Below are 19,542 nucleotides of genomic sequence, written 5' to 3'. Positions count from 1 at the left end.
CGCGACCGTTCGGTCCAATGTGTCGGCGGGGGCGCGATGGGCCTACCATTGGTTGCATTGGTCTCCAGGGTGAACCGCTATCGACACTTCGGATGCCAACCCGCCGCGCGTGCTCGTTGTTGACGATGAGGCCAGTCTGCGCGCGGCTCTGACCTACAACCTACGCCGGGAGCACTACGCTGTCGAGACGGCCAGCGACGGGGAGGAAGCGCTGGATCTGGCCCTCACCTCGGACCCCGACCTGATCATCCTGGACCTCATGCTGCCGGGCATGGATGGACTCGATGTCTGCCGGCAGATTCGTCGCCGCAGCTCGGTACCCATCCTCATGCTCACGGCCAGAGACGACGAGATCGATCGGGTCGTCGGTCTGGAGATCGGCGCCGACGACTATCTGACCAAGCCCTTCTCGATGCGCGAGCTCATCGCGCGCACCCGCGCCATGCTGCGGCGGCGGCAGTTGCTGCGCGCGGAAGTCGCCGCATCGCAGCAGGACGCCCACGTGCTCGAGGCGGCCGGCATTCGGCTCTCAATTCCGGATCGCAGCGTTGAGGTCGACGGCCGTCAGGTGCAGCTCAAGCCCAAGGAGTTCGAGCTGCTCGCCTTTCTCATGCGCCACGCCGGCCACGTCTTTTCGGCCGAGCGGCTCATCGAGCGCGTCTGGGGCTACGCGCCGGCCAGCGACACGCGCACCGTGGCGGTTCACGTTCGCAGCCTGCGCACCCGCATCGAGGACGATCCCTCGAACCCGCGTCGGATTCAGACGCTTCGCGGCGTCGGCTACAGGTTCGTCCCCTAGGAGAAGTCGTCATGGGGCTTCGCACGCGGCTCGTGCTCGGCGGCGCGAGTGCCGTGCTCGCCGGCGTGGTGACGGTGTGGATTGCGCTGGCCGCCGGCGGCGAGATGCCATCCGGCCTCGCGGGCTGGGTCGCGGCGGGACTTGCCGTTGGCGTGGGCGTTGGCGCGGCGCTCACCGTCCACGTCATGCGCCTGCCCATGCGCACCATTGCCGCCGTGCGGGATGGTCTCGCCCGAGCGACCGGTGGGGAGGCCGCGCCGATTGTTCCTGCGGAAGGGGTCGGGACCGCCGAGTTGGCCCGGATGTTCAACGAGGCCGCCCTCCTCCTCGACATCCGGCTTCGGGCCATTCGGCAAAGCCACGCCCAGCTCAAGGCGGTTCTAAGCGCCATGACCGACGGCGTCGTCATCGTCGACGAGGAGGAGGCCGTGGCGCTGATGAATCCGGCGGCCGGTTCGCTGCTCGACGTCGACGCGGAGAACGCGCCGGGGCGCTCGTTGCCCGACGCCCTGCGCGACCACGAGCTTGTGGCGGTCTGCCAGCGTGCCCGCTCCGCCGACGACACCGTGGCCGAGTCGGTGGTCGCCGTCGGACCGCAGGGGCGGTCCGTCCAAGTCGTCGCCACCCCCATTCGCCTGGGCGAGATGCGGCACATCGTCCTCGTGCTGCACGACCTCACGGAGGTTCGGGCCACGGCGGCGGCGCGGCGCGACTTTGTGGCCAACGTTTCTCACGAGCTGCGCACGCCGGTCACGTCGCTCCGGGCCCTGGTCGAGTCGCTGCAGGCCGGCGCGGCGGACGATCCGGAGCTGCGCACGGACTTTCTGCGACGCATCGATGGTGAGATCGACCGGCTGGCCGCCATGACCGCGGAGCTGCTCGATCTTGCCGCCGCCGAGGCCGGTCGCATGTCCCGGCAGTTCGAGCGGATCAACCTGGGCGACTTGGTCAGGCAGTCCGCCGAGCGATTGCGTCCCCAGGCCGAGCGCAGCGGCGTCATGCTCGATGTCGACTCGCCCGGCGGCAGGCTCACCGTCAGCGCCGACCCGGAGCAAACCGACCGCATGGTGGTCAATCTCTTGCACAACGCCATCAAGTTCACGCCGCCGGGCGGGCACGTGCGCGTGAGCGTCCAGGCCGAGAACGGCGACGCGGTCGTCCGCGTGCAGGACTCCGGCGTCGGGATCGAGCCCGAGGAGCTTCCCCGCGTCTTCGAGCGCTTCTACAAGATCGATCCTTCGCGCGCCGGCGAGGGCGCCGGGCTCGGGCTGGCCATTGCCAAGCACACGGCCCTGCAGCACGGCGGCCGCATTTGGGCCGAGTCCGACGGTCCGGACCGGGGTTCGGTGTTCGCCGTGGCGCTGCCGGTCGCTGACGAGAATTAATCGAACTCTTAGCTCGCGATTAATCTCCGTTAAGAGATCGAAGGCGTCGCTTTAGGCCAGCCTCCTACTTTGCTCATTGCGGCTCATGTCTTAGCCGCGCGAGTCCCAGGAGCGGGAGACACGAGTGGCCAAGCTGGCGAGACGGCACGTAGTCAAGGCCATGGGAGCCGGACTGCTCGGTGCGGGCGCTGCGGCGCTTCTGTCCGCCTGCGGCGAGTCGGGAGACGCGACCGAGGCGGTCCAGAGCGTCGCAACCAAAGAGGCCGTCGCCACGAAGATCGTCACGGTTCCGGCGCCGGCGAGCCCCATAACGGGAATGATCTTGGCGGACGGGTCGAGCACCGTGGGTCCGGTGACGCAGGCCGTGGCGGAAGAGTTCCGCAGCCAGTTCCCCGACGTTCGGGTGCCGGTTGGAGTGTCCGGCAGCGGCGCGGGCTTCAAGAAGTTCTGCGCGGGTGAAACTGACATTACCAACGCCTCGCGGCCGATCAAGGCTTCGGAAATCGAGACCTGCCAATCCAACGGCATCGACTTCGTGGAAGTGCCGGTGGCCTTCGACGGGCTGGCCGTGCTGGCGAACCCATCGAACGACTTCGTCGACTGCCTGACGGTCGATGAGCTGCGGAAGATCTGGGAGCCGGCGGCCGAGGACACGGTCACCAGCTGGGCGCAGGTGCGCGACGATTTTCCGGACGAGCCGCTGATCCTCTACGGGCCGGGCGTGGACTCGGGGACCTACGACTACTTCACCGACGCGGTCGTGGGAGAGGAAGGCGCGAGCCGGGGCGACTTCACGCCGAGTGAAGACGACAACGTGCTGGTGCAAGGGATTGCGGGCGACCGCAGCGCGACCGGATTCTTCGGCCTGGCGTACTACGCGGCCAACAAGGACAAGCTGAAGCTGGTGTCGGTGGACGGCGGCGACGGCTGCGTGGCGCCGTCGCCGGAGACGGTGAACACGGGCACCTATCAGCCGCTGTCGCGACCGCTGTTCATCTATATCTCGGTGCCGGCGGCGGAGCGGCAGGAAGTGCAGACGTTCATCGAGTTCTACATGAAGAACGCGGGCACGCTGGCCGGCGATGTCGGCTACGTGGAGCTGCCGCCGAACATCTACGACCTGGCGCTGGCGCGGTTCAACAATCGCGTCACGGGATCGATCTTCGAGGGCGAAGGCGCCAAGGTCGGCGTGTCGCTCGAAGACCTGCTGAGCTAACTCCAATTCCCCGAGCGTTGCGGAACCTCCCCACTCTGCTCGCAGCGCGCCGGCTCCCCCACCCGCGAAGGTGGGGGAGCCGGCCAACCGGGGCTTTGGCGCGTCGGTGAGCAACAACCTGTCCCGTATGCTTGGCGCGCGCCTCACTGGTCGGGCACCCGTCGCACCAGACGTGAACAGCTCTACGGGCGCTCCTCAAGTCCGCTCCCAATTCGCGCCTCGGCGCCGCCGCGCGCTCATCGAGCGCGGCATCCATAGCGTGCTGTTTCTCTGCGCCGCGGCGTCGATTCTCACCACCGCCGGCATCATCTTCACGCTGCTGGGCGAGACGCTGGCGTTCTTCCGCGAGGTCCCGATCATTGACTTCCTCACGGGAACGCGTTGGACGCCGCTGTTCGTTTCACAGTCATTTGGCGTCCTGCCGTTGGTCAACGGCACGCTTGTCGTGGCGTTGGTCGCCATCGTCGTAGCCGTTCCGATCGGGCTGATGAGCGCCATCTTCCTCAGCGAATACGCGCCCGCGCGCGTGCGCGCCGCCATCAAGCCGATTCTAGAAGTCTTGGCCGGCATTCCAACGGTCGTCTACGGATACTTCGCGCTGCTCTTCGTCACACCGATCTTGCGGGAGATATTTCCGCAGACGCAGGTTTTCAATGTGCTCAGCGCGGGCATTGTCATGGGGTTCATGATCCTGCCGATGATGGCCTCGATCAGCGAGGACGCCTTGCGCGTCGTTCCCCGCGCCTTGCGCGAAGGCGCGTTCGCCCTCGGCGCCACGAAGTTTCAAGTGACGACTCGAGTAGTCGTGCCGGCGGCGCTGTCCGGAATCCTCGCCGCGATCATCCTGTCGGTGTCGCGGGCCATTGGTGAAACGATGATCGTGTCGATCGCCGCCGGGCTGCAGCCCAAAGTCGGCTTCGACCTGCTGTCCTCGATGGAGACGATGACGGCCTATATCGTGCAGGTCAGCCTGGGCGACACGCCGCAGGACACCATCGAATACCGCACACTCTTTGCCGTGGGCACGCTCTTGTTCCTCATGACGTTCGTGATGAACATCCTGAGCGACTGGATCGTGCGCCGCTATCGCGAGGTGTATGAATGACGCAGGACGCGGCGACGCGCTGGCGCCCGCGCATCCGGCAGCGCAACGCGATAGGACGCGGCTTTGCGCTGCTGACCATCGTGTCCACGTTGCTCGGCATCGCCGTGCTTGTGGCGCTCCTGGTTGATGTGTTTGGCGACGGCGGCGCGCAGGTCGACGGCCATTTCCTGACGAGCTACCCGTCGCGATTCCCCGAGGACGCCGGGTTGCGATCTGCTCTCCTGGGCACGCTGTGGCTGCTGGTGCTAACGGCCATCATCGCCTTCCCGCTTGGCGTCGGCGCGGCCGTCTATCTCGAGGAATACGCGCCCAACAATTGGCTGACGCGGTTTATCCAGCTCAACATCGCCAACCTTGCGGGGGTTCCGTCGGTCGTCTACGGGCTGCTCGGCTTGGGGCTGTTTGTTCGCTGGTTCGCGCTCGGCCGCAGTCTCATGGCGGGAGCCATGACGATGGCGCTCTTGATCCTGCCGCTCATCATCGTCGCCTCACGCGAGGCCATCCGAGCCGTGCCGGACAGCCAGCGCGAAGCGTCGTATGCCCTGGGCGCCACCAAGTGGCAGACGGTATTTCGCACGGTGTTGCCGGCGGCGGGCGGCGGCATACTCACGGGAACCATCCTGGCGCTCGCGCGCGCGATCGGTGAGACCGCCCCCTTGATTACGATTGGGGCGCTGACCTATATCGCGTTCGATCCATCCGGCCCGATGGACCTCTTCACCGTTCTCCCAATTCAGATCTTCAATTGGGTCTCGTTGCCCCAAGAGGGCTTCAGCGACCTGGCCGCTGGGGGCATCGTGATTCTGCTCATCGTGTTGTTGCTCGCGAACTCGATCGCGCTCTTCGTCCGATTCCGACTGCAGCGGAGGTTTGACTGATGGGGACGAGCACACCGGGAACCCGCAGGCCCGAGGTCGAGGTGGCTCCGTCAGCGAACGATGGCCTCCAGGCGAACGGCCCCGCAACGTCCGATGCCCTGGTCACCGAGAACTTGAAGTTCTGGTACGGCGACACGATGGCGCTTTCGGGCATCTCCCTCAACATTCCGCAGCACGAGGTGATGGCCATCATCGGCCCGTCCGGGTGCGGCAAGAGCACCTATCTGCGTTGTCTGAACCGGATGAACGATCTTATTTCCAGCGCTCGCGTCGAGGGCCGGGTCATTTTCGACGGCGAAGACATCTACGCCCGCAACGTCGATCCGGTGCAGATGCGGCGTCGCATCGGCATGGTGTTCCAGAAGCCGAATCCCTTCCCCAAGTCCATCTACGACAACATCGCCTACGGTCCCAAGGTCAACGGCTACCGCGGCTCGATGGACGATCTCGTCGAGCACTCGCTGCGGCAGGCGGCGCTCTGGGACGAGGTCAAGGACATTCTCAAGCGGAGCGGTCTCGAGCTTTCCGGGGGACAGCAGCAGCGGCTCTGCATCGCGCGGGCGCTGGCGGTCGAGCCGGACGTGATCCTCATGGATGAACCCTGTTCGGCGCTCGACCCCATCGCCACCACCCGCATCGAGGACCTCATCCGCGAGCTGCGCGAGAACTACACCATCGTGATCGTCACCCACAACATGCAGCAGGCTGCTCGCGTCTCCGACCGGACGGCGTTTTTCATGCTCGATGAGCACGGCGCGGGTTCGCTCGTTGAGGTCGACGAGACCCAGCGGCTCTTTACCACACCGTCCGATCAGCGCACCGAGGACTACATCACCGGTCGATTCGGCTAGGGAGGAAGGCGCTCATGCCGCGCCAGGAATACGTCCAGCGTCTGAATGAACTCCAAGACGAGATCCTGCTCGTCGGATCCATGGTCGACAAGGCGGTCCAACGCGCCGTGGAGGCCCTGCGGACTCGCGACGCCGCAACTGCCCAGGCGGTGATTGACGCCGACGACGAGATCGACGCGCGCCAGATCCAGCTCGAAGAGCAGGCCATCGACATTATGGCCACCCAGCAACCGATGGCCAGCGACCTGCGCCAGCTCGTCACGGCCATCCACGTGGCCGACGAGCTTGAGCGCATGGGCGACTACGCCGAGGGCATCGCCAAAATCACGCTGCTCATGGGCGAGCAGGCGCCCATCAAGCCCCTGATCGACATTCCCCGCATGACCGATATCGCCCGCGAGATGATGCGCGACAGCCTCGACGCGCTGGTGGCCCGCGACACGGAGGCGGCATCGGCCGTCTGGCAGCGGGACGACGAAGTGGACGAGCTGTACGAGCAGGTCTACCGCGAGCTCGTGACCTACATGATCGCTGATCCAAAGAAAATCGAGCGTGCGACCTATCTGATTTGGGTCGCGCACAACATCGAGCGCATCGCCGACCGCGCCACGAATATCGCCGAGCGCGTGATCTTCGTCAGCACGGGCGAGATTCCCACGCGCCACGAGTGGTGGGACAAGCGCCTCACCGAGCGCGGCAGCGGCGCCGGCGGTGGGATTCCGCCGGTCGGGGTCTAGCGGGCGACACCTCGGCATGGCCGCCCCGCGGGTGCTGTTCGTCTGCCGGCGGAATCCCCATCCGCCATTCCCGCGGAGGGAGACCTTTGCGTAACCCCTCCGTCATTCCCGCGAAGGCGGGAATCCACCCTTCACTGAACCTGGGGGCTGGTGGGATTCCTCCGACCGTCCTTCGTCCGACCGGATATTGCAAAGGTCTCCGGAAGCGGGAATCCAGACTCGGCCGTCCATGCGCGCATATCCGCCGCCGGCGGACCCGCCGATCGCCATGACTACCGCGCTCTGGCTCGGCGCGGCGCTCAGCCTTGCCGCCCTTGGCGCCTGGCTCGTGCTCCTCCTGGCGCGCGGCGGCTTCTGGCGTACGGATGTTCGCCTGCCGGCCGTTGATGCCGCCGCCCTGCCGTCCGAATGGCCGGCGCTCGCCGTCGTCGTGCCGGCTCGGAACGAGAGCGAGGTGCTGCCCCGCACGCTTCCGGCGTTGCTTGAGCAGGACTATCCCAGTGAGCTGCACGTCTATCTGGTCGACGACGAAAGCGACGACGCCACCGCCGACACTGCGCGAGCAATCGCCGCGGATGTCGGCGCTGCCGACCGCCTGACGGTCATCCCCAACGAGCCGCGGCCGCCCGGATGGATGGGTAAGACCTGGGCCATGCACGTGGGGGTGAGGACCGCCTCAAACGGCAATCCCGACTTCGTCCTCCTCACCGATGCCGACATTCGGCACCCCGCGGACTCAGCCAGGACCCTCGTGGCCGCGGCGATTTACCACGACCTCGACCTGGTCTCGCAGATGGCGATGCTCCGCGTCGCTTCCCCGTGGGACCACCTGCTCATTCCGGCATTCGTCATGTTTTTTGGCATGATTTACCCCTTCCGCTGGTCAAACGATCCAGGAAATGGCACCGTCGCCGCGGCGGGCGGCTGCATGCTGGTCCGGGCCGGGGCCCTGGCGCGCGCCGGGGGCATCGAGTCGATCGCGGAAGCCGTCATCGACGACTGCGCCCTGGCTCGCCGCATCAAGGACCACGGTCGACCGAGTGGCGGAAAGACCTGGTTGGGGCTCTCGCGCGAGGTGCGCAGCGTGCGCCGCTACCGGGGCCTCAGCGAAATCTGGTCCATGGTCACGCGCTCGGCGTACGCCCAGTTGGACTTCACCGCCTGGCGCCTGGCCGGAACGGTGGTTGGGTTGCTGCTGGTATTCGTGTGGCCGCCGGTCGCCACGATCCTCGGCGTGATTGCCATCGTGGGCGCCATGCCCATCGCCCCGTCCGCGCTGCTCCTGGCGTCCGGCCTGGCGGCGTGGGCGCTCATGACCGCATCGCTGGTCCCGATGCTGCGCTGGTATCGATCCCCGGCAATCCTCGCGCTCGCGCTGCCCATCACCGCTGCCACCTATACGGCCATGACGGTGGATTCGGCTCGGCTCCACTGGTCGGGCCAGGGCGGTCGGTGGCGCGGGCGTCGCGTGGGCGGAGGCTAGAATCTAGCGACCGACACCGGAGAAGGACGCATCGTCAAGCTCGGCTACAGCACCTGGGGCATGGCCGATGTCCCCATTGAGGTCGCCGTGCCGCGACTGGCGCGGATGGGCTACACCGGGCTCGAGCTCACCATCCTGCCGGGCTACACCACGGCCCTCGAACTCCTGGACGCCTCCGCCCGCCAACGCATCCCCGCCCTGCTGCGTGAGCACGGCATGACGCTCTCGGCGCTTGCCGCGCACTCGCGGTTCCTGGACCCCCCGGAGTACATGACCAGCATCACGCGCCTGCGCGAGGCTGTGGAACTGGCCGTCGCGCTCGCGCCCGACGATCCGCCGCCAATCAACACACTGCCCGGCGGCGCCCCTGGCGAATGGGATGCCGTGCGCCATCGCGTGGTTGACGAGTACGTGCGGCTCGGGGAATTCGCCGCGCCCCACGGCGTGTCGCTGGCCATCGAGCCGCACGTGGGCGCGGCCCTCAGCCGGCCGGAACAGGCGCTCTGGCTGGTCGAGCAGATCGGCCTGCGCAACGTGGGCCTCAATCTCGACTACAGCCACTTCCAGGCCATCGGCATGAGCGTGGCCGAGGCCGTGCCTCCGCTCGCGCCGCACACGCTGCATACGCACATCAAGGGAGTGGAGGGGCTCTGGCCCGAGCACGCCTTCCTCACACCCGGCGAGGACGACTTCGATCACGCCACCTATCTGCGGACGATGTACGAGTGCGGCTATCGCGGCTACGAGACGGTCGAGATCTCGAAGATGGTCGTGGCCCGCCCTGACTATGAGCCGTTTACGCACGCACAGCTTGCCTACGACACGCTTGCCGACGCGGCGCGTCGGGCTGGCATCGGCTAGCCGCCCTTGAGTGTTCCTGCCCTCGCGAGGCGGCGGCGCTAGCGCAGGCGGGAACGGCATGGTCCGGTCGAGTGTGAAACGGAGGGTCTGGTGCTAAGGGCTGGGCCCATGGCCGCGGTCACGATCCTGGTGCTGATGGTGGCGGCAGTGGCTGTGCTCACGCTGCTCCCAGCGGCCGCAGTCCAGGCTCCGCCCGCAAGCCCGCCGCAAATCACGCCCCAGGCGCCGGACGAGGCCGAAACGCAGGCGGAGTTCGACGTCCCGATCGCGGCGGTCAAGCCAATTCCGGCCATCGAGCGCGCGCCCATCGGCATGGGCGTGTCGTTCGCTTTGCTGCTGTATTTGATCGACGCGGACGGCCTGCTCAGCGCCTTGGAGCCGGCGGTGATCTACCTGGACTACGAGGCGGGCCGCGCGGCCCGTGGCGATGTCAGCGCGCTGCGAGTCATTGCCACGGCCGGCGCCACCGGCGAGGTGTTTTCCCGAGCCAACACCACCTTCATGGAATTCCGGCTGCCGCGCAGCGGGGTGTTCTACAACCGCTGGCTGCGTGACCTGCTGGCCGAGGGCCGGAACGCCCAGGCCGCGCTGATTGAGCGCCAATTGACCGATGGTTTCGACCAAGCGCCGACGGGCGATACCTACACCGAGCTGGCCGCCATGTTTCGCACGGCCTCTCGTTTTCGCAACGACCTGGCGGCGCGACCCTAGCCGCCTGCTCGCGCAGACGGCGCGCCCGTGGTTTCATACCGCAACGAACCAGCGCGCGAGACCCGGAAATGAAGCGATCGGCCAAGCCCGAAGGCAAGTTCAACGTCGTCATCGAAGAGGTCCCGATTCCCGAACCGGGACCGGAACAGGTGCGGATTCGATCCGTCACCAGTCTCATCAGCCGCGGCTCGGAGATTGGGGCCCGCTATACGCGCGAGCACGCGGTGAATCCGGAATCCATGGGATATTCGCTCGCCGGCGTGGTCGACGCGGTCGGGGCCGAGGTGACGCACCTGCGGCCCGGCGACCGCGTGGTATCGCTCGCACCGCACGCCGAATACGTCGTGCGCGACGCGGTCTATGCCAGGCCCGACGCGCAGAATCAGGTCTACCCGATCGCCGACGGCGTGAGCTTCGAGCAGGCGACCTACTGGCCGCTGCTCGCCGGCGGGGTGACCTGGGTGGACATCGAGGAATTGGCCCGCGACGACCTCGTCGTGGTGGTCGGCCAGGGGCTCGTCGGCAGCTTGATCATGCAGGTGCAGAAGCTCAACGGCACCGGCACGATCGTGGCCATCGACACGCTGGACCTGCGCTGCGATATGGCGGCCAAGCTGGGCGCCGATGTCGTGATCAACGCGGCCAAGGAGGACGCGGTGGCGGCGGTGCGGCGTCTGTCCAACGGCGTGGGCGCCGACACGGTGGTCTATGCCGTCGGCGGCTCGGCCGGTCCTAAGGCGTTTGGACCGGCCATGGACATGGTCGCCCGCGGCGGCACGCTGCACCTGGTCGGACTCTACGAGGACCAGCCGCTGCCCCTCACCTCGGGCGCGGCGCAAGGTCGGCGAATCATCGGCGGCTACTACCGGCGCGGTCCCGACGCGGCGTCGGCGCGACGCGGCATGGATCTGCTCGCATCCGGCCAGGTCGCACCCGAGCGGATGACCACCCACCGCTATCCGTTCGAGCAGGTCGCCGACGCGTTCGATCTGCTCTACAACCGGATCGGCGAGACCCTGGGCGTGGTGCTGGAGTTCGACTACAGGGGCTAACGCCAAAACGCGCCGGGCCCTCCGTCGTTCCCGCGAAGGCGGGAACCTACCCCTGCGGCACCTCCGCGCTGGCGAAAATGACCTTGCGACACAACTGGAGGTGACGGTGCGGTGGATTGCCGCCTCCGCGGGAATGAGGAGAATCTACGCGCCGTTCTTGAAGGGCCCTTGACTCGGCTGCTGCGCTCACGCGTCTTCGTAGACTGTGGCAACCCAACGTCCCCGACAAGGCATGTGGAGGTCGGCCATGCTCACGCTTCGCGCACAGGCCAAGTCCCTGTCGCCCGAGCTTTGGCGCGCGATCGGCGCGGGTGTCGCCGTCGCCGTGCTCTTCTTCGTTGTCGTCGGGCTGGTCACCGGCGCCATCGACACGCCGGTCCTCGAGCGCCAAACGCCGCTGCTGGCGATCGATTACCCGATCTGGGTGGTCAACGCGGCCCTGCTGGGCGCGCTGTCGGGGCTCAGCGTCTATGCACGGTCGCGCCGCATCACCCAGAGCGGCACGGCCATCTACAGCGGGGGATTCCTGGCGGCATTCGCCGTGTCCTGTCCGCTGTGCAACGGGCTGCTCGTGGCCGTCTTCGGCACCGCAGGCGTGCTCAACGTCATCGAGCCGGCGCGACCGTTCATCAACGTCGCCACCATGCTCATCCTCACCGCGCTGCTCGTCAGGCGCTGGCGCACGTTCCGCGCCGACTGCGCATCCTGCGAAGTGGAGCCTGCGGCGGCGACGGAGATGCCACAGGCCTAGCTCTGACCGGTGGCCCATGCTGCGTGCAGCATGGGAACCCGTTCTTTGACCGATCCCGCACTGAGCGCCGCGCGGGCCACCGATGACTGCGGGCGGCCACTAGGGCCGCCCCTACGGGGAATGACCGTTCGTGTAGGCGCGCCCCTTGTGGGCGCCCGCGGCGCGGCTCAAGATCGGTCCGGCTCGTAGCCCAGGTCGTTCAAACGCCGGCGCGCGAGCTTCAACTCCTCAGCCCTGAACAGGGGTTTCCATCGCTCTTGCAACATCAGCGACTCCACGGACATATCGAGTCGCCCTTGTTCGCAGAGCTCGATCAACCCCGATCGAACCGGAGAAATGCCGAGCAGTTGCTTGGCTGCAAACACCCCGCCATGGCGGCGCATCGCTTGCAGGAGGAACATCGGAAAGTTGTGGGACTTGATATCCGCGTAGACGTGGTTCTCGAGTGCTCGATGGAACTCGTCCGCAAGTCCGGAGGTCATTGACCGGCAGCCTCACAGTGCCCGGCAGTTTGGAAAGCATACTCACGCCGGGCCCCACGCAGCACGGGCCACCGAATTCGGTCTACGTGCAGGGGCGCCCCTGTCCGTACTCAATACCTATCCGGCTCGTAGCAGTAGGAGTCGCCGCGCGGGAACAGCGCCGCCAGCCACGGCACGTCCATCGGCGCGATGCGCACGCCCTCGACCTCCGCGACCTCGCCAGCCGACCAGTAGCCAAAGAGAAGCTGAGTCAGACGTTCGTGCGGCAGGGCCAGCGTGCGCTCGGGTCCACGGCCGCCAATCTCGACGGTGGTCGTCCCCAACGGCGTCTTGAAGCGCAGGCGGGATGGGGCCTCGTCTTCACACGCCGCCGCCCGGTCGCGCAGCGTCGGCTGCACCGCCCGCAGCACCGCATCCTGGTCGAGGATGCGCAGCATGTAGCCGGAGTCGTGTGGCCGAACCGTCGCCAGCTTGCAGTCCATCCGCCGCGCGAAGGAGCCGAGCCCGACCTCGGGATGCAGCTCGAACCTGATAGCCGGCGGCTGCCGCTTCAAGGCCTCGACAGCCGCATGCGCCACCAGCGACGGCGCTACGGCTGAGTCCGTGAATCCGGCGTCTATCACCTCCGCCTTGCGGGGGTCCTCGCGCAGCGCGACGTAACCAACGGAGCGGCCGTCGGAACCCTCGGCGATCCACAGACCCGCCGTGCCGAGGATCGTCGAGCCGTGGCGCAGGCCGATCCAGTCTCCGGGGTCGCGTACGACCGATCCGTCCAGGCCGGCGTTGACCGCGTTGTAGATCTCGGCGACCGCCGGAAGATCGGCGGCGGTCGCGGGACGCAAGCGGTGGCTGCCGATGATCTGCTCGGCAACGCTAGTCGCAACCTCGATGGCGAAGTCGCAGCCGATGGTCGCGTAGCCGAACTGCCCGTAGAACCCCGGAATGCCGAAGAGCGCGACCGTCGAGTATCCGTGGTCGGGGAGGATCTCGTGGGCGTGCGCCATCAACGCGCTGGCGTAGCCGCGGCGGCGGTGGCCTTCCTCTGTGAAGACGTTTGCGATGCCGGCTGTGCGCAGCGTCGCGCCGGCCAGTCGAACCGGCGCCGCCATGATTTCCAGCGAGCACACCAGCTCGCCGTCGCGCTCGGCCCAGACGTCAGTGCGCCCCGGCTTCGGCGACGGCGCCTGGTGGAAGCGCAGGCGGCTCAAGGGCGGATTAGTCGTCGAGCTTGTCCCGCGCGCGTTGCAGGCGCACCAGGCACCGCTCGCGGCCGAGCACCGCCATCGTCTCGAACAGCGGCGGCGTGGCGCGGCGCCCGGTCACGGCGATCCGGATTGGCATGAACAGGTCGCCCGTTTTCCAACCCAGCCGCTCGGCCAGTCCGCGCAGCATGGTCTCGATCGCCTCGATCGTGTACTCCGGCAGCTCGCGGACCAGGCCTTCAACGGTCGTCAGTGCCGCAGCGGTCTCGGCCCGGTCGTGGCGCTTGAATCGCATCAGCTCCACGTCGGGATCGAGGTCCTCGTCGAAGAAGAACCCCATCACGTCCGGCACGTCACTCAGGTGGCCGATTCGCTCCTGCTCGAGCGCCAGCGCCTGCTGGAAATAGTCCCGCTGCGACTCGTCCACCTGCAGCCCGCCGTCCCGGGCAAACGGCAGCGCGCGCTCAGCCAGCGCGTCCATGTCCAGCTGCCGCAGCCAAACGCCGTTGAAGTGATCCAGCCGCTGCACGTCGTACACCGCGTCGGCCCGATTGACACGCTGGAGGCTGAACTCGTCGACCAGGTCGTCGAGGCTGAACAGCTCGCGCTCGTCACCCGGCGACCAGCCGAGAAACACCATGAAGTTGACCACGGCCTCTGGAAGGTAGCCCTGCGCCCGATATTCGCCCAGCCACTGCGAGCCGTCGCGCTTGGAGAGCTTCTGACGCCGCTTGTTGAGCAGCAGCGGCAGGTGGGCGAAGTTTGGCGGCTCCCATCCCAAGGCTCGATAGAGCAGCACCTGGCGGAACGTGTTGGAGGTGTGGTCGGCGCCCCGCACGACGTGGGTGATCGCCATGGAGCGGTCGTCGGCCACCACGGCCATGTTGTAGAGGGCCGTGCCATCGCCGCGGGCGATCACGAAGTCCTCGATCTCCGAGGCGTCGGTCGTGAGAGGTCCGAACACTCCGTCATCGAACCCAACCGCGCCCGAACCGGAGGCAAACCGCACCGCCGGCACCACGCCCGCCGCCTGCCGCTCGGCGATCTGGGCAGAGGTCAAGGAGCGACCGCTCCCGCTGTAGCGTGGCGTCTGGCCGCGAGCGATTTGGGCCTCGCGCTCCGCCGCGCGCTCCTCGGCGGTCGTGTAGTCGTAGTAGGCCGCGTTCGACGCCAGCAGCGCCTCGATGGCCTCGCGGTGCACCTCGTGGCGCTCGCTCTGTCGATACGGTCCGTAGGGACCGCCGACGTTCGGGCCCTCGTCCCAGTCCAGCGACAGCCAGCGCAGGCCGTCGTAGATGCCGGCCTCCTTCTGCGCATCGCTGCGCTCGCGATCCGTGTCCTCGACGCGCAGGATGAAGGTGCCGCCCGACTGCCGCGCCAGCAGGTAGTTCATCAGTGCCGTGCGCGCGTTGCCAATGTGGATGTCGCCGGTCGGACTCGGCGCCATCCGCACCCGCATGCCAGAGGTCATCGTGGGGTCAATCCTCGAGGTGGAAGGTGGTCGGATCCGCGCGCCAGCGTACTAAGTGGCCGCCGCCAGGGACGCCCGCTGCGGATTGGCGACCGGAGTTTTTATACACGTTCGGGGTTTAACTTCGTCTTCGAAATAGGGTCGGGCGGTCGGCGCCGTCGCAGCGCCTAAAGCGGCAACCAACCCCGCGCAGCGGCGAACAGCACGGTGTAGTTCATCGAGACGACGGGCTCGCGGCCTTCGAGGATGGCCTGGTGGAGGTCCTTGATGGGAACGCGCTCGATCTCCAACAGCTCGTTTTCGTCGAGCTGTTGTCGGCCCGGCGTGAGGGTGTGGCCGAAATACATGTGCATCGAGAAATCGGCCAGCGACGGGACGGGGACGTAGCTGCCCAGGTGCTCCAGGTGTCCCAGGCGCAGGCCGGTTTCTTCCTCGAATTCGCGATGTGCGGCCAGGGTCCGGTCCTCGCCCCGATCGATGTGGCCGGCCGGTAGCTCCCGCACCACGCGGCGCATCGGGTGGCGGTATTGACGGACGCAGATGGCCCGGTCGGCATCGTCCAGCGCCAGGACGACCACCGCGCCGACGCCGATGCCAAGGTAGGTGTAGGTCATCTCGCGCGCGTCTTCCAGCGAACGGATTTCGTCCACCAGCACGGGGAAGCGCCCGCGCCAGGCCACCTGCGACCGGATCGTTTCCCACTCGAGGTTCACGCGGCCCCGTTTTCGCTGGCCGCGATGACGGCGTCCGCGGCCGCCCCAATGGTCTCGACCGTGGGGCAAGCCTGTGCCGGCCGGTTGTGCCAGTTGATCCAGATCGCATCCAGGCCGGCGCCCCACGCGCCCTGCACGTCGGCGTAGAAGCTGTCGCCGATGTGCACGGTCTCGTCAGGCGTGGCCCCGGCAATCTCCAGCGTGCGTTCGAAGAACGCCGCGTCCGGCTTCTCGACGCCGATGAGTCCAGACACCGCCAGCGCGTCGAAGGACTCGCGCAGCTCGAGATGGTCGAGCAGATCCAGCAGCCAGGGCTCCCAGTTCGACGCCGCCACGAGCTTCAACCCCGCCGCGCGAATCCGCGTCAGGGCTTCGCGGGCGCCGTCGATGGCGGCGTACGACTCCACGGTCGTGAACTCGTCGAACAGCCGCTGGGCCAGCACCGCGGGATCGCTGACGCCCAGGCGTCGGCCCATGGCGGTGTACATGCCCTGCCAGAATGCCTTGGATCGATCGGCGTCGGCGCTGCTGCCGCGCGCGGCCGGATTCCGGATGGCGCGGTCGTACTCCTCGTCGCCAATGCGGCGAACCTCGCTCATCGCCACTTGCGCCCCAAGCCGCTCAGCCTCCGCCGAAATGGTGGCGGAGAAGCTGCGTTTGTAGTGCACCAGGGTCTCCCCCACGTCGCAGAGCACGACGCGGTAAGGACCGCGCAGAGGCCGATTCATTCCCCTATGCTAGCCGCGTTGGCTCCATTGCGGGTGCTATGTTCGGCCCTGGGCAAACCCGCTCCTGGGGTATCGTCTAGTGGTAGGACGCGCGGCTCTGGACCGTGAAGCGGTGGTTCGAATCCATCTACCCCAGCCATCAGGTTAGGCGCGTCGCATGAACCCGCCGAAACTGCGAGCCTCCGACGCGCTGCTCATCGTCGACGTGCAGCGGGACTTCTGTCCCGGCGGCGCCCTGGCGGTGCCGGACGGCGACGCCGTGGTGCCGGTGCTGAACCGGTGGATCGACGCGGCCCACGCTGCCGGCGCGGCCGTCTTCGCCTCGCGCGACTGGCATCCGCCCGACCACGTGAGCTTCCAGGAGCAGGGCGGACCGTGGCCGTCGCACTGCGTGGCGGAGACGGACGGCGCAGGCTTTCATCGCAATCTCGCCCTGCCCGATTCGGCCACCGTCATCGACAAGGGGACGGATGCGGGACATGAGGCCTACTCCGCATTCGAGGGCACCGACCTTGACGCGCAGCTTCGCGCCGCCGGCATCGAACGACTGTGGGTCGGCGGGCTGGCCCTGGATTACTGCGTGCGCGCCAGCGTGCTCGACGCGCGGCGCATTGTTGGCCTGCCCGTCCACCTCATCTTGAGCGCCACCCGTGCGGTCGAGGTGCAGCCGGGCGATGGGTCCCGCGCGCTGGACGACATGCGCTCGGCGGGCGCCGTCACCGACGACGTGAGCTAGCCGCGGCTCTCGATGGCCGCGCCTTCCGCCCAGGGACTCGTCACCGACCTCTACCAGCTCACCATGCTCCAGGCGTACCTGGAGCACGGCATGCGGGCGCCGGCGACGTTCGAGCTATTCACGCGGCGCTTGCCGCCGAATCGGAATTTCCTGATCGCCGCCGGCCTGGACGCGGCCCTCGACTACCTGGAGCACCTTCGATTCGAGGCCTCGGACATCGACTACCTGGAATCCCTGGGGCGCTTCTCGGCTGAGTTTCTCGACTATCTGCGCGGATTCCGGTTTTCGGGGAGCGTGGACGCGGTGCCCGAGGGCACGCCATTCTTCGCCAACGAGCCGCTGCTGCGGGTGCAGGCGCCGCTGCCCGAGGCCCAGCTCGTCGAGACCCGGCTGCTCAATCTCGTCCAGTTGCCCACCGCGGTGGCTTCGAAGGCGGCGCGCGTCGTGGCGGCGGCCGATGGACGGTCGGTCATCGACTTCGGCTTGCGGCACGCGCACGGCGCCGATGCCTCGCTCGCGGCCTCCCGGGCGGCCTACGTCGCTGGCGTGGAGGCCACGTCAAACGTTGCGGCGGGGCAGGCTTTCGGCATCCCCGTGGCCGGGACGATGGCGCACAGCTTCGTGCAAGCCCACGACCGCGAGCGCGAGGCATTCCGGCGCTTCATGGCGACGTTTCCCACGGCAGCGCTGCTGGTCGATACCTACGACGTCGAGACGGGCATAGCCACGGTCATCGAGCTTGTGCGCGAGCCCGACGGCGCCGCGCCGGCCGCCGTTCGGCTGGACTCGGGAGATCTGGCCGCGCACGCGCGTCGAACCCGCCGGCAGCTGGATGCAGCCGGACTGACCCACGTCCAAATTATCGCCAGCGGCAATCTCGATGAGCAGGAGATCGCCCGCCTCGTCGCCGACGGAGCGCCCATCGACAGCTTCGGCGTCGGCGCCGCGCTGGCAGTCTCCGAAGATGCGCCGTGCTTGGACGTGGTCTACAAGCTGGTGGCCTACGACGGACTCGGACGCATGAAGCTGGCCGCCGAGAAGTCGACGCTCCCCGATCCTAAGCAGGTCTTCCGGCAGTTCGACGGCGGCAGCGCGACGCACGATGTCCTCGGGCTTGCCGGCGAGCAAGCCGATGGGCAGCCGCTACTGAAGCCGGTGATGCGCGACGGCAAGCGGCTCCCAGCCGGCCGCCGCTCGTTGGATGAGATTCGCACTCACGCCCAACGCTCACTGGCAGCGCTTCCGGCGCGCATCGGCTCACTTGATCCGGCCGCGCCGCCCTACCGGGTCGAGATCAGCGCAGCCCTACGGGATTCCGCCGCGCGCACGCGGCGCTGGTTGGAAGCGCAATAGCCGGTCGCGGCACTGTAGTTTCCAGGACTTGGAAGCTGCGCGTAGGCTGGAACATTCAACGCAGGCGGACGCAAGCGGATGGAATACCGACGGCTTGGTCGCACGGGGCTCGAGGTGTCGCTGGTGTCGCTGGGCACCGGCGGGCCGAGCCGCTTCGGGCAAGATCGCGGGACCACCGCCGCGGCGGCTCGGCGCCTGGTCCGGCGCGCGCTCGATCACGGCGTCAACTTCTTCGACACGGCCCAGGGCTACGGCGACAGCGAAACGCTGCTGGGACAGGCGCTGGACGGCGTGCCGCGCGACGAATACCTCATCGCCACCAAGTGCACCTACCGCGACGGTGACGAGCGCGTCATTGCAGCGTCGGACGTTTCGCTCGCCATTGATCGGGCCCTCGCCCGCCTGAAGGTGGACGTGATCGATGTCATGCAAATCCACGGCCTGCAGGACGAGCACTACGACGAGGTGATCGAGCGGCATCTGCCGGTGCTCGAGGAAGCGCAGGCCGCGGGGAAGATTCGGTATGTCGGCGTGACCGAGCGCTTTACCCACGACCCCGCGCACGACATGCTGCGCCGCGCCATCGCCGACGACCATTTCGACACGCTGATGGTCGGCTACAGCCTGCTGCACCAGGGCGCGGAGCGGCACGTGCTTCCCGCGGCGCAGGCGGCAGATATCGGGGTCATCATCATGATCGCGGTGCGTCGCGCGCTGTCGATCCCCGAGCGCCTGCGCGAGGTGATCGCCGACCTCGTCGAACGCGGACAGCTACCAGGCGACGCGGTGCCGGCGGAGGACCCGCTGGGCTGGCTGGTACACGGCGACGTGACGTCGGTGGTGGACGCCGCTTATCGCTTCGTCCGCGAACACGCTGCGGTCGACACCGTGCTCACGGGCACGTCGCGGCCCGAGCACCTCGACGCGAACGTCGCGGCGCTCTTGCGGGGCACGCTGCCGGCGTCGGATCAGCACCGCCTGCGGGATGTCTTCGGCCACCTGGAGGAGGCGCTGGGGAACTAGCGTCG

The 19,542-nt window shown here is 67.6% G+C and carries 20 protein-coding genes and 1 tRNA gene; 16 read left to right on the top strand and 5 right to left on the bottom strand.

The genetic code is table 11. From position 1 onward, the window contains the following. Positions 1-109 precede the first annotated feature (109 nt). From OXG79_11090 to OXG79_11035, 12 genes are all read left to right on the top strand, one after another. Positions 110-799: a response regulator transcription factor gene (locus OXG79_11090; protein ID MCY3784317.1), complete on the top strand. Its 690-nt coding sequence runs from the start codon at positions 110-112 to the stop codon at positions 797-799. An 11-nt stretch (positions 800-810) separates the two neighbouring features. Next, positions 811-2,184, top strand: coding sequence for an ATP-binding protein (locus tag OXG79_11085; protein MCY3784316.1), 1,374 nt, complete (start codon positions 811-813; stop codon positions 2,182-2,184). 124 nt (positions 2,185-2,308) lie between these two features. Further along, the gene (locus OXG79_11080; GenBank protein ID MCY3784315.1) at positions 2,309-3,400 is read left to right on the top strand and encodes a PstS family phosphate ABC transporter substrate-binding protein; all 1,092 of its coding nucleotides are present in this window, start codon (positions 2,309-2,311) and stop codon (positions 3,398-3,400) included. A 238-nt stretch (positions 3,401-3,638) separates the two neighbouring features. Continuing rightward, complete coding sequence (pstC, locus tag OXG79_11075; GenBank protein MCY3784314.1) at positions 3,639-4,505, top strand: phosphate ABC transporter permease subunit PstC; 867 nt, start codon at positions 3,639-3,641, stop codon at positions 4,503-4,505. After that, the gene (pstA, locus tag OXG79_11070) at positions 4,502-5,383 is read left to right on the top strand and encodes a phosphate ABC transporter permease PstA (GenBank protein ID MCY3784313.1); all 882 of its coding nucleotides are present in this window, start codon (positions 4,502-4,504) and stop codon (positions 5,381-5,383) included. Before pstC ends, pstA begins: the two co-directional genes overlap by 4 nt. Then, positions 5,383-6,234 carry a phosphate ABC transporter ATP-binding protein PstB gene (gene pstB / locus OXG79_11065; protein MCY3784312.1) on the top strand — a complete coding sequence of 284 codons (852 nt, stop codon included), beginning with the start codon at positions 5,383-5,385 and terminating at the stop codon, positions 6,232-6,234. The genes pstA and pstB overlap by 1 nt, the downstream gene beginning before the upstream one ends. A gap of 14 nt (positions 6,235-6,248) precedes the next feature. Continuing rightward, the gene (gene phoU, locus OXG79_11060) at positions 6,249-6,971 is read left to right on the top strand and encodes a phosphate signaling complex protein PhoU (protein ID MCY3784311.1); all 723 of its coding nucleotides are present in this window, start codon (positions 6,249-6,251) and stop codon (positions 6,969-6,971) included. Between the two features lie 229 nt (positions 6,972-7,200). Beyond that, positions 7,201-8,454, top strand: a complete 1,254-nt coding sequence (locus OXG79_11055) for a glycosyltransferase (protein MCY3784310.1) — start codon at positions 7,201-7,203, stop codon at positions 8,452-8,454. Positions 8,455-8,514: 60 nt separating this feature from the next. Further along, entirely contained in the window at positions 8,515-9,315 is an 801-nt protein-coding gene (locus OXG79_11050) for a sugar phosphate isomerase/epimerase (GenBank protein MCY3784309.1), read from the top strand. Positions 9,316-9,423: 108 nt separating this feature from the next. After that, positions 9,424-10,026 carry a hypothetical protein gene (locus OXG79_11045; protein MCY3784308.1) on the top strand — a complete coding sequence of 201 codons (603 nt, stop codon included), beginning with the start codon at positions 9,424-9,426 and terminating at the stop codon, positions 10,024-10,026. 68 nt (positions 10,027-10,094) lie between these two features. After that, entirely contained in the window at positions 10,095-11,078 is a 984-nt protein-coding gene (locus OXG79_11040) for a zinc-binding dehydrogenase (protein ID MCY3784307.1), read from the top strand. A gap of 247 nt (positions 11,079-11,325) precedes the next feature. After that, positions 11,326-11,829 carry a hypothetical protein gene (locus OXG79_11035; GenBank protein MCY3784306.1) on the top strand — a complete coding sequence of 168 codons (504 nt, stop codon included), beginning with the start codon at positions 11,326-11,328 and terminating at the stop codon, positions 11,827-11,829. Positions 11,830-11,996: 167 nt separating this feature from the next. On the opposite strand, the gene OXG79_11030 is transcribed toward OXG79_11035, so the two are convergent. From OXG79_11030 to OXG79_11010, 5 genes are all read right to left on the bottom strand, one after another. After that, positions 11,997-12,311 (bottom strand): hypothetical protein, encoded by a 315-nt coding sequence (locus OXG79_11030; GenBank protein ID MCY3784305.1) that lies wholly within the window; start codon positions 12,309-12,311, stop codon positions 11,997-11,999. A gap of 110 nt (positions 12,312-12,421) precedes the next feature. Continuing rightward, positions 12,422-13,519, bottom strand: a complete 1,098-nt coding sequence (locus OXG79_11025; protein MCY3784304.1) for a GNAT family N-acetyltransferase — start codon at positions 13,517-13,519, stop codon at positions 12,422-12,424. Between the two features lie 7 nt (positions 13,520-13,526). Then, positions 13,527-14,984: a glutamate--tRNA ligase gene (gene gltX / locus OXG79_11020; GenBank protein MCY3784303.1), complete on the bottom strand. Its 1,458-nt coding sequence runs from the start codon at positions 14,982-14,984 to the stop codon at positions 13,527-13,529. 167 nt (positions 14,985-15,151) lie between these two features. Continuing rightward, the gene (locus OXG79_11015) at positions 15,152-15,697 is read right to left on the bottom strand and encodes an NUDIX hydrolase (GenBank protein MCY3784302.1); all 546 of its coding nucleotides are present in this window, start codon (positions 15,695-15,697) and stop codon (positions 15,152-15,154) included. Next, on the bottom strand, positions 15,694-16,425 hold the full coding sequence (locus tag OXG79_11010) for an HAD-IA family hydrolase (GenBank protein ID MCY3784301.1): 732 nt from the start codon (positions 16,423-16,425) through the stop codon (positions 15,694-15,696). The genes OXG79_11015 and OXG79_11010 overlap by 4 nt, the downstream gene beginning before the upstream one ends. 65 nt (positions 16,426-16,490) lie before the next feature. On the opposite strand from OXG79_11010, the gene OXG79_11005 reads away from it, so the two are divergent. From OXG79_11005 to OXG79_10990, 4 genes are all read left to right on the top strand, one after another. Further along, positions 16,491-16,564: transfer RNA gene (locus OXG79_11005), tRNA-Gln, on the top strand. 18 nt (positions 16,565-16,582) lie between these two features. Then, complete coding sequence (locus OXG79_11000) at positions 16,583-17,161, top strand: isochorismatase family protein (protein ID MCY3784300.1); 579 nt, start codon at positions 16,583-16,585, stop codon at positions 17,159-17,161. A 12-nt stretch (positions 17,162-17,173) separates the two neighbouring features. Continuing rightward, positions 17,174-18,514, top strand: coding sequence for a nicotinate phosphoribosyltransferase (locus tag OXG79_10995; GenBank protein ID MCY3784299.1), 1,341 nt, complete (start codon positions 17,174-17,176; stop codon positions 18,512-18,514). A gap of 78 nt (positions 18,515-18,592) precedes the next feature. Continuing rightward, a complete protein-coding gene (locus OXG79_10990; GenBank protein ID MCY3784298.1) occupies positions 18,593-19,537 on the top strand; it encodes an aldo/keto reductase in 945 nt (314 codons plus the stop codon). Positions 19,538-19,542 lie beyond the last annotated feature (5 nt).

This window comes from Chloroflexota bacterium (genome assembly GCA_026706485.1).
Classification (GTDB): Bacteria; Chloroflexota; UBA11872; order UBA11872; family UBA11872; genus JAJECS01.
The sequence above is the reverse complement of the archived record's forward strand: the minus strand, read 5'-3'. Positions and strand labels throughout refer to the sequence as shown.